The 10,787-nt window shown below is 58.3% G+C and carries 10 protein-coding genes; all 10 read right to left on the reverse strand.

The annotated features are described in order from the left end of the window. Positions 1 to 636: two-component sensor histidine kinase (locus tag HKN37_00130; GenBank protein ID NNE45044.1), on the reverse strand; the 636-nt coding region annotated here is incomplete at its 3' end. A gap of 127 nt (positions 637 to 763) precedes the next feature. Further along, a complete protein-coding gene (gene nrfD, locus HKN37_00135; GenBank protein ID NNE45045.1) occupies positions 764 to 1,969 on the reverse strand; it encodes a polysulfide reductase NrfD in 1,206 nt (401 codons plus the stop codon). 9 nt (positions 1,970 to 1,978) lie between these two features. Next, positions 1,979 to 2,851: a 4Fe-4S binding protein gene (locus HKN37_00140; GenBank protein ID NNE45046.1), complete on the reverse strand. Its 873-nt coding sequence runs from the start codon at positions 2,849 to 2,851 to the stop codon at positions 1,979 to 1,981. A 27-nt stretch (positions 2,852 to 2,878) separates the two neighbouring features. Beyond that, positions 2,879 to 3,379: a hypothetical protein gene (locus HKN37_00145; protein NNE45047.1), complete on the reverse strand. Its 501-nt coding sequence runs from the start codon at positions 3,377 to 3,379 to the stop codon at positions 2,879 to 2,881. Positions 3,380 to 3,412: 33 nt separating this feature from the next. Next, positions 3,413 to 4,561: a response regulator gene (locus HKN37_00150; protein ID NNE45048.1), complete on the reverse strand. Its 1,149-nt coding sequence runs from the start codon at positions 4,559 to 4,561 to the stop codon at positions 3,413 to 3,415. Positions 4,562 to 4,944: 383 nt separating this feature from the next. Continuing rightward, a complete protein-coding gene (locus tag HKN37_00155; GenBank protein NNE45049.1) occupies positions 4,945 to 5,889 on the reverse strand; it encodes a calcium/sodium antiporter in 945 nt (314 codons plus the stop codon). 27 nt (positions 5,890 to 5,916) lie between these two features. Continuing rightward, entirely contained in the window at positions 5,917 to 6,984 is a 1,068-nt protein-coding gene (locus HKN37_00160; protein ID NNE45050.1) for a dipeptide epimerase, read from the reverse strand. 14 nt (positions 6,985 to 6,998) lie between these two features. Continuing rightward, complete coding sequence (locus HKN37_00165) at positions 6,999 to 9,365, reverse strand: creatininase family protein (GenBank protein ID NNE45051.1); 2,367 nt, start codon at positions 9,363 to 9,365, stop codon at positions 6,999 to 7,001. A 43-nt stretch (positions 9,366 to 9,408) separates the two neighbouring features. Continuing rightward, positions 9,409 to 10,488, reverse strand: a complete 1,080-nt coding sequence (locus HKN37_00170; GenBank protein ID NNE45052.1) for a DUF1611 domain-containing protein — start codon at positions 10,486 to 10,488, stop codon at positions 9,409 to 9,411. Further along, positions 10,488 to 10,787, reverse strand: a 300-nt coding sequence (locus HKN37_00175; GenBank protein NNE45053.1) for a threonine synthase, incomplete at its 5' end; no start/stop codon positions are given. The genes HKN37_00170 and HKN37_00175, both read right to left, overlap by 1 nt.

Here is a 10,787-nt window from a genome sequence, read left to right on the forward strand (position 1 = left end):
CATCACAAAGATGATCAGGCTGATTGCGATCATGACCACAAATGAAAGCCCGATGACCATCAACGTCGCCGACCGTCGTTGCTGGTCGACCTCCTCCAGTGGCAGGGTGAGATCGAGCACACCCAACACCTTCTGCTCTTCCTCATGCGCATGGCAGCTTGACTGCCAGCACGATGGCTCGTTGTAGATGGGACTGATGATTCCCATCAGCCTGGAATCGCCGTTGATACTGAACGTCCGTGTACGATCTGAAATCGGCAGACTCTCGAGAGGGCGGTCCGCCGTGTGGCACGCATAGCACGCCTCGGCCCGCATATCTACGAGATGGCCGATGTCGGTCGAATCGCTTGAGTAGATGACCTCGCCATCTTTGTTGTAAACACGCACGCGATCGATTGCCTGCTGCCTGCCGATCGTGTTGATGATCTCGTGCACGGACGACCGCTGATTCAAGAGCATGTCGTACCTGGTACTGCTCTTGACGGTCTCGCTCAGTTGCTCGGCGTATTCCTCGAGATCCGCCACCAGATGGCTCTGGTAGTTCTCGACCACGAGCCATGCAAACAGGCCGATGATGATGGCGGAAGACGTTCCACCCCAAACGATCAGCTTCGTGCTGAGGCGCTGCCGCATCATGGACTACCTGGATCGGGAGAAGTGTTCAGATATCTGATCAACAGAATGAACAGAACCAGGAAGCAAATGAGGAGCAGATACTCGAGGCCCTTGGTCTCGAAGATGTTGACGTACGTGTAGGTTTCCATCACAACCTCTCTGCTTCAGTTTCGTCCGGACCGGGGGCCGACCGTTCATAGACTGGCATGCGCGTCACGATCCATCGAAACACCCAGATCTCGGCACAGATAATCATCAGCGTCACCACGATTTCCATCCAACTCGGGTAGTAGTGGTTGGGTACATACCAGTTGAACGCAATGATGGAAACATTCATCCGGTTTAGAAGCACGCCCAGGAGCGTCAGGACTGCGGCAAATCGCACGATTCCTATGCGACGGTTGCGAACCCCGAACGCGAACAGGATGCAGGGGACCAGCGTGAGCCCACCCACTTCGAGCAGGTACAGATACCCCCAGCTTTCTCCGAGATACTCCCAGTGTCCCTCGTGAAGAAAGACGAGCAACTTGAAGAAGTAGTAGGCGAACATCGCTATGGCCGCCCCCTTGGCGAGTCCGAAGATGATCTCCTCGAAATCGAAGTTGCCCATTTTTACGCGATCTCGAAGCACGCGGTGACTGATCGTGCCCTCGACGATAATCATGGCGAGCCCGGCAAAGATGCTCGAGACGAAGAAGAGAATCGGGATGAACTCGGAATACCAGAGTGGATGAATCTTGGCTTTGGCCAACAGGAACAATGCCCCGAGTCCGGACTGATGCAGGGTGGAAAGTGTTACCCCGAAGATCACAGCCGCCAGCGTCAGAGAATGGAGGATCTTCCGGGCACGACGCCACCCAAGCCATTCCGCAACGACCGGTGAGAACTCGATAAACTCCGCCGCCATGTACAGCAGGAAATGCCACGCGACCAGAAAAAGAACCGAGTTGTACCCAAAGTCATTCCCGATGATGGGATTGATGATGTTCCACGGCCGACCCAGGTCCAGCACAAGGGCGCCTGCATAGAAGATGTAGGCCAGCAGACCGTTCAGCACCGTCACGCGCACGATCGGCATGTATTTTCGCGAGCGCATCACGTACACGGTGAACGTGATGACGTAGGCGCCTCCCGCAAACGCAACGCCCGTCACCACGTCAAATCCAATCCAGAAGCCCCATGGAAACTCCTGGTTGAGGTTTGTCACCGAGCCGAGTCCCTGCGTGAATCTGATCACCAGGATAATCAGCCCTGCTGCCATGATGGGCAACGAGATGACATTGAAAGGCGTCCAGAAGCTCGGCTTCTTTTGCAGAGGCTCCGCCCCGGCCGAGAGTGTCGCTCCGCTACTCATGCTGCCGCCTCAAGGGTTGTCGTTTCTCGGGTCCGGAGGCCCCATCTCGCTATCTGAACCGTCGGACAGTAGTCGCATGCCGTACAGAAGTGCGGGGAGGGCGAAGAGAACCACCGGCACGCCATACAAAAAGTCTCGTGTGTACTCAGGGTATGGTGTCGTGCCCAGATCCATCCGAAAGCCCAGCTGTTCGAAAGGCACTGCCGACAGGTATAGCCAGCCCGTACCGCCCACTTCGTGCTCGCCATAGATCTTGTGCACGTACCGGTCCGGGTGGTTGTATATGCGGATGCGTGCAATCTCCATCAGTTCGCGTTTCGGGCCGAATGTCAGCGCGTCCGTGGGGCAGGCCTTCACGCATGCCGGCTCCTGGCCCTGCTGAAGTCGATCCCAGCACATGGTGCACTTCTGGATGCGCGGGTTCCAGGAATCGTATTCGAACTTCGGAACGTCGAACGGGCAAGAGACCATGCAGAAGCGACAGCCCATACACTTGTCTGACCGCCAGATGACGGGGCCCTCTTTCGTCTTGTGCATCGCATTCGTCAGACACGCCGAGGCGCACGCGGGCTGCCAGCAGTGCATGCACTGCTTTTTGACGAACACCTCTCCCGCGTCCGTATCGTATCGGTTGACGACCGTCCACTGGCGCTCGGACGTTGTACGCTTCTCATCGAGAGCGCCATCGTTTTGCACGTCCGGAACGTGGAGGTCATGGGCCATTCCGCACGCGACCTCGCACGACCGACAGCCGATACATCGCGTCGTATCGACGAGGACGCCGACAAATTCCGTGGGGTCCTCCAGTTGATCCTGGCGCTTTCCAGTGACTGCACATGCTGCGGCCGCGCCTCCGGTCTTCAAGAACGATCTTCGATCCATGGAATAACTCCTCTGAAGATTGCTTCCTCAGTCCTCCTCCGGTTCCTGATGACAAAAGACGCAGTTCTCACTCGCTTCAACACCCGTCCCTGAGTCATGACATTCCCAGCAACTGAGGTGCGTCGCAACCTTCGCCGTGATCGTCTGATCAGAAATTCCGCCCGCCGCTCGGGTGTGACAATCCTCACATGCCTGGGGGCCGAGATCCGGAGTATCCCCGTGATGACATGTCTCACAAGTTATCCAGAGATCCTCGAAGTACTCCACGTGAGGCGTGTTCAGCGGTGACGCCGCCGTCTCGTGATGACACTCCACGCATTCAAGCTCGGCATCATCAATGTGGAACTCGTGATCGAAAACGGCAGGAGGCGGAAATACCACTTCCGCGAGAGTCACCGCGGCCGGCACAGCATCGTCCTGCTGAATGGCGCCCGCATTCGGCGCGTCTCCGGACGTCAAGCACCCGAGAAAACAGCTGAGACTCCCGACAACGAAAACAGCAACTGTAAAGAGAACGGATCTGGTCATGTTCGGCCTGCGTGGTGTCGGATGGACCCGGTGTCAAGCATCCGCAACAGATTGTTGCGGTTCTTCCGCGGAAGAGCTGAGAACGTCGGCGGGCGAAAGCGGTCTGCCGCCTTCCCCGGCCCCGTGTGCATCCACCATCTCCACGTAGCGATCCACCTCATGCTGATACCATTCGATAGCTTCGGCGCCGATACGAAGCGACCGTATTTCATTCGGCAGGTCGGAGGGCTCGATTCCGCAGACCCAGCCGCGATCGTAGGGCTCGCGTGTTACAAGCTCCGGCTCATCGAGAATGCCTTCGTTGATGGTCGCCACCCTGCCTGAAACCGGCGAGACAAATGAAACTGTGGCGTTCCCGCTGATGACGTCAAACAATCGCTCGCCCTTCCTCACGTTCTGCCCAACCCGCACAGCGAGAACCTCGTCGACCTCTCCAATAACCTTCAGCGCGAAATCATCGATGCCGACGAGCAAGTAACCGTCCCGGCACAAATAGACCCACGAATGGGTGGGCGAGATGAACAATCCCGCCGGTACGTTGACGGTCTTGGGTTCCACCGATGCACTGGAGGAGGGAGTAACCAGATGCAGCTTCGGCCTTCGCTCCTTCTCGATTCGCGCCTGCCGACGGATGAGTGCCTGACTTGCGAACGCAATGAGTTCGTCGGCCGTGAACGGCTTCTGCACGTAGTCCATGGCGCCGTACTTCATGGCATCGACGGCGGACTCAATCGTCGCATAACCCGTGATCATTATGACGTCGATGTCGGGTCTGACATGCTTAACCGCTTTAACGACATCGATACCATCCATTTCGGGCATCTTCAGGTCCGTAAAGACGAAGTCGTACTCGTGGTTGCGGATGAGTCCGAGCGCTTCCTTTCCGTTCTCCACGGTATCGACGTTGAAACCCGAGAGCACGAGAATCTTGCGGAACGACTCGAGAACGATTGACTCGTCGTCTACGGCGAGTATCCACGCCTTTGGATCCGCAACTTCGACGCGCTTGAGTGTCGGCGCCTCCTCGGAGTAGTCGAGTTTCAGGCCGAGTTCGAGCGCCTCTGCACGCTGTTGTCGCTCTTTGTTCTCCTGGTACTTCTTGAGCGCAAGACGCGTCGTGACGTCGACAATCAGAAAGACAACCACGGTGACCACCACCATCAACGCAACCATCGCTTTCACCCCGCTGGCTGTAGGAGTACTATCGAGTGCGCTGCCCGTGACCGGTGTATCGTCACGTCTCTGTCGTCACCTGCCGTGAGCAGTCGACTACAATTCACAACAAGAACGACCTCAAACCGACCGGCGTGTGACAGGCGGGCTTGAGTCCGCCGCGAGAGGGAATGTCTACTCCATCTGTCGGGAGGGCTCAAGGTGGTCGTTAGGGTAATCTCGCAGCGTCCCGACGAAGAATCGCTCGATGTTGCCGGTGTAATTCACCGACAGCCTGCTTCAGACGCCGGTCGCACCTGCCAGATCTCGACCCCGGAACTCGACCCACAACCGTCAGCACCACGAACTCCCGGTTGATCGACGGTGGGAGTTATATCTGCAGATACCCTCCGTCACCCCATCAGACGCCAGATGATGTACGCCACATAAACGCCAAGCAAGGCAGCGCCCTCCCATCTGCTCAATCTCAAACGTGTGAAGAGAAAAGGCAGGGCTACAACCGCGAGACCGGTCATGGTCAGCAGGTCAACCCACCCCACATCGCCCTGCGCCAGCGGGTTGACCGTCGCCGTGATCCCCAGGATTCCCAGGATGTTGAATATGCAGCTTCCCACCACGTTGCCTGCGGCGATATCGCCCTGTCCACGGATCGACGCTACGATCGACGTCACCAGCTCCGGCAAACTCGTACCGATCGCCACAATCGTCAGCCCGACCACCGCCTCGCTCAAACCCAGACCGACCGCAAGGTCGACTGCGGCCCCGACCAGGAGGTGCCCGCCCCCGAGGAGGGCTGCAAGTCCCGCTGTGAGGAGAACCACGCTCATCGCAACGCCCGTCGACGAGACCGGCGCTATTCCGGCAATCGTTTCCTGAATCTCAGCGGTCTCCTTTCTGGACTGGAGGTACGTGAATGCCACGTAGGCGACAAACCCGACCAGCAGCACAGCGCCCTCGACGCGCGCAACACGTCCATCCATTAGCATGGCCAGCAGGGCGAACGAAACCAGCAACATCAACGGAACATCAAGCTGAATCAGTCGGGCGTGAACGGCGACCGGTTTCAGCAGCGCCGACACCCCTAGAATCAATGCAATGTTGCAGATGTTCGATCCGACGATATTGCCAAGAGACACATCGTTTGCGCCGGAGAGGGCTGCGTCGAGAGACACGACCAGTTCGGGGGCGCTTGTTCCAAAGGCGACGACTGTCAGACCTACAGCCAGTGGTGAGATACCGAGACGAAACGCGAGGGCCGTCGCTCCACGAACAACGAGCTCGCCACCGGCAAGTAGCAGAGCAAGGCCAACGCCTGTGAGTACAATCAGCGACGTCATGAGAACCGGCCGGTCGAGCTGACCTGGCTACGATGGAAATCCTGCACCGAGTCCAGGCTTTTCTGACGGATAAAGTACGCCGTCCTTTAGAACGACCGCACCTGCGAACGGGTCGTCGATCAGATCCAGATGTCCATCCAGATCCGCATAGAGGACGTTGGGGCGGGCGAGTGCAAAGTGGAGTCCCGCCGCGATGCTGAGTGCCGACTCGTCCATGCAGCCTACCATCGCTTCGTAGCCCGCTGCGTGCGCTATGGCGTTCACCCGCGCGGCTTCGTGAAGACCACCAATCTTCTGCAGTTTGATATTCACCATGTCGGCCAGTCCTTCCGTAGCGAGGTGAAACGCATCGGCTTCGCTGGAGACACTCTCGTCAGCCATCACCGGGACCGACACGCTGCGCGATACGATGCCCAGCTGCTCAAGCTGATCACGAGGTGTGGGTTGTTCGAGTATTTCCACACGCGACTGCCGCGTCTCCGACACAAAACGCATCGCCTGAGCGGGTGTGTATCCCTGGTTCGCATCAAATCGCAACTCGATGTCAGCGCCCAGAACCTCCCGAAGTTCTATGATCCTCTTGATATCGACGTCGACATCGGCTCCGCCTTTGATTTTCAGGATCCGGAAACCGTCCGAAACGAAGCGCCGTGCGCGATCAATGGTCTCGGCCGTGTTCAGGATGCCGATTGTGATAGAGGTCGGCATCGAGTCTCGAAACCCGCCCAGAATCTGGTATAGGGGCAGGCCTGCCGCTTTGCCGACGAGGTCGTGCAACACCATGTCCGCCATGGCAATAGCGGAGGGGTGTCCGCGGGCTTGCTCGAGCAGCAGCTCGATCGTCTTCGCCCGGTGCAACGGGTCCGCTCCCCTCAGAAGCGGCTCAATAATGCTCCCGTACACCTGCATTACTGTTTCGGCTGATTCGCCCGTCACCGCGAGGTCGGGAGCCGCGCAGCCGAACCCCGTCAGGCCCGTATCCGTTTCCGCCCGCACAAACACATTCGTGCAGGAATCGATCGTCTCGTATGCGATGGTGTACGGCTCGGTGAGGCGCATCTGCACCGACCAGCACTCGATGTTCTTGATCTTCATGCCGCCGCTCCGGATCAATATCGGCGCTGAAAGATCTCGTCGAGCGTCAGGCCTTTGAGATCCTCGACAAGCGTCACCAGGTGTAGAATCATGACCTGCCACATCTCCGCGCCTTTCTGAGCAGTCGCCTTGGTCGGATCTCCGATTACGCCGCTCGTCGAGACAAGCTTGGTGTGTACGTACCACGGAAGTCCGCGCTGCGACGAGAAATTGAGATACCGGCTGGAGAACTCGGGAACGTGCTGCTCCGCTTTTTCCATCTGCACGAGATGTGGCCGCACCGCCAGGGACGTGGACGTCTCGATTTCTCCCGCGTGCACATCGTTCGCCGTTGATGCAAGAGCGTCGACGTCCACGTCGGAGGTTTCGCCCGTGTCGACACAGACGAAGATATGGGAATCACGATTGATCATCTGCGCGGCATAAGCAAGCGTTGGTGCATTGTCGCCATGCCCGTTGATGATGACCAGTTTCTTGATGCCGTTCTCCGCCGCGCTCATACCCACATCGTAAACGAGTTGCGCGAGTGTGCTGTTGTCAATGCTGAGCGTTCCTTTGAACTCCCGGTGTTGGTACGACACTCCGTATGGAATGGCTGGAAGGACAAAGGGTCTGGGGTGACCGCACGCGGCTGCCACGCGCCGTGCCAGATAGTCCGCATCAAATGCATCAATGTCGACTGTCAGATGGGGGCCATGCTGCTCGATGGATCCCACCGGAAGCAATGCGATATCCACCTTCTTCAGCCGACGCTCGACCTCCGGCCACGTCATCTCCGCCCAGAGGTAGGACTCCCGCTTACTGGATTTGCTTCGATGTGGTCGTTTTCGCGCCGCCTCCGTCTCAAAGGGAAAGGGCTCACGGAGGCCTGCGTCGGACAACACATTAAACGGTTTCCACTTCCGCCCGGAGCGTTGCACTGCCCCGTCGGCATGATCGAGAAGCAATTGCACGATAGGCCGGCGCAGGTTTACCGGAACCGTGACAATCGGAGAGCGAACCGGATCAAAACGGAGCTGCATCACTTCGGGCCGGGGTCGCAGTGCTGCGCGCTTTTCCTCCGACCATTCGACGAGGTTCGCCTGAGCAAGCAGATACGCAAGATGGTCGACGCCTCCCTCTTCCAAACTGACGCCCTTCTGCTCGAGGCTCGCCAGGCATGCCGCTATCTGCTTCTCGCCGTAGCCGCATCGTTTTGGATCGGCACCAAGCGCAAGCAACATCCCTACGATGCGTCGACACTTTTCGCACTTACCACACGGATGCACTCGCTCATCTTCCGTGTGTGCCGCGTGACACGAAACCTGATGCTTCTGTAGCTCGGGGTAACGCTCGACGAGCGTCTTCTGAATCAGGAATTCGGATGCCTGCCGCAGCAGCGAGAACTGGCTCACTGCCCAACCTTTGTGCATGAAGTATCGCGACAGCATTCCATCGAAGTATCGACTCTGATCGTAGTACCCGTTGTAGTGCGTTATGCCTTCATGCTTGCGTCGCTCGGTACTGTCGTACTCGTCCCCGATCACGAGTCGCCCGACTCCACGCTTTCGCATGATCGGGAGAGCACCAAACAGAAAGACGGCTACAGTCCAGAGACGAATCGGATATTGATCGCTGCGAACCCGGGCAAAGTCGGATCGGATAAAGGACATCTGCCGGAGCATCCAGGGAAAGACGCGGTCCGAGTTAACCCACACGCGCGCAGTGTTCGGTACGTTCTTTTCGAAATGTCGATACGCATTGAGCGCCGTAAGCCAGTGCCGTCCGGATTCATTGATGTAAACCGGATGCGTCTCAAAACCTGCCTCGTTGAGCAAGGCATACGATAGCAGGCTGTCCTTGCCACCTGAAGACAGAATGGCGTGCTTAGACCGGTCCGTATCCCGATACGACCATGCCGGAAGGCCGCCGTGGCCGGCTGATTCCGAAAATTCGATCTGCGCCGCGACGTACTTTCGGCGCTTCTCCCCCTTCAGCAGTACAGTCTCCGGGCGGAGAAATGCGTTTGGCTCGAGCAGTTTCTTTACATAGATCTCTCTCGCCGTGTTCTCCATCGCCGCTCGAATGAATCTGCGATCCGTACCATCGAACTGGCCGTGGAATTCAATCTTCCGACAGAAGAGTCCGTAGTTGATGGCCACCTGCGCCGCAATCATGTTCGCGAGATTATGGTCGGCGCTTTCCTTCGCATCAAACACGTCTTCCTCGTACGAATACGAGAGCTCGATCTCTTCGCTTTTGTCTCCTTTCCATGTACGGTACGTGCTGACCAATCGTCGTGGTTCGAGGCGGGCCGGGCCGACTTCGAGGCGATCGAACACTACGAATTGCTGGAGAGCGTCGTCGTCGGCACCTGCACGGGTCTTCTTTCTTCGGGACATTCGTTGGAAGCCTTGTTCGGCTGCTGGACGTGTGAACTGTGAACTATCGCTCGATGAATCGACGAAGCGCTTTGAGAACGGGCTCCATGGTGTGCACGAGTGGATCCGCAACGGGTAATCCTGTGATCATGTGAATCGACCGACAGGTGCAATCGATGTCTTCTTTTGGCAGATCTTCGTGATTGACGGTGATCGCGACGACGTTTCGCTGACCCGTGATCTTCTCGACGGCGTCAATCTGCTGCGCCAGGGGCTGAATGGGATATCCCGGAAAGCCGTCGTAGTCGCGGCGGGCGGGCGCGTGCTGCAACACGATAGCGTCCGGCCGTGTGGCGGCCATGATTTCGAATCCTCCGGGATACGCCGGATTGAGGAGGCTGCCCTGTCCCTCAATTACAATCACATCCGGTGTGGAGAAAGACCACGCGGAATGAACGGCGTGCTCGAGTTCGCCGGTGACGAAGTCGTTAATGAGGGAGTCGAGCATGATGCTGTACCGCGCCCCCTGAAGCCAGGCGGTCTGACCGGTTCCAACGAGCTCGGCGGTGTAACCCATCTCGTGCAGCGCCGTGACGAGTTTCCATGCAGTCGTACGCTTGCCGACGGCCGAATCGGTGCCAAGAAGGGCCACCTTGACGCTCGTGACCTCCTCGATCTTTCCTGAGAAGAAGTGGCATTCGTCACGGCTGGGGGGCTTCCTGACATCGCGGATCTGGATGCCGTTCGCGGCGGCCAGTTTCGCGAACGCCGGGTCGTCCGACAGGAAGTCGTGCAGACCCGAGTCCACGTTGAGTCCCAGCTCGATTGCCTTCTTCACGTCGGCCCGCGCTGCAGGTGAGAGGCGGCCACCGTCGGGAGCAAGGCCGACTACCATATGTGTTGCAGCCTTGTTTGCCGCCTTCGCGGCCTCCATACCCTGTTTGAGACCCGCCACCACGGGAATTCCGTTCGGCCGCCCGTCCAGCACCTCGCCCGCGTCGGAGCCTGCATGTACAGAGTCGACCACCGCGAGCACGTCGTACCGCACGGTGAACCGCACCAGGCCATGAGCGGTCTTCCCGTTTGGCGTGTTGAACGCGTCCTCGCAATAAACAATCGCTCCACCTTCCGGCATGTTGGTCATCAGCGCCTCCCTGTTAAAACGGCTACGTATCGGTCGCGCGGCAACGGCTCCCGGTGATGGCGGTCGAGCAGGGCAATAAGTCCCGCCATGGACGCCGGAAGGACATTCAGGCCTTCCTTTTCGCGGATGGCACGCGCGTACGATTGCATGTTCTTGTCCGATGCGTTTCCCGCCCAACCGTCCGTCTGGCGCAGCGCCGTGAGCGCAAGATTCCCTTCCGACGAATGCCAGTTGATGAGCGGTTCATTCGTCGGGGTCTCTCGTACGCGCTCCGGCTTAAGGTCGACACAAACGGCTGA

The organism is Rhodothermales bacterium (assembly GCA_013002345.1).
Lineage (GTDB): Bacteria > Bacteroidota > Rhodothermia > Rhodothermales > JABDKH01 > JABDKH01.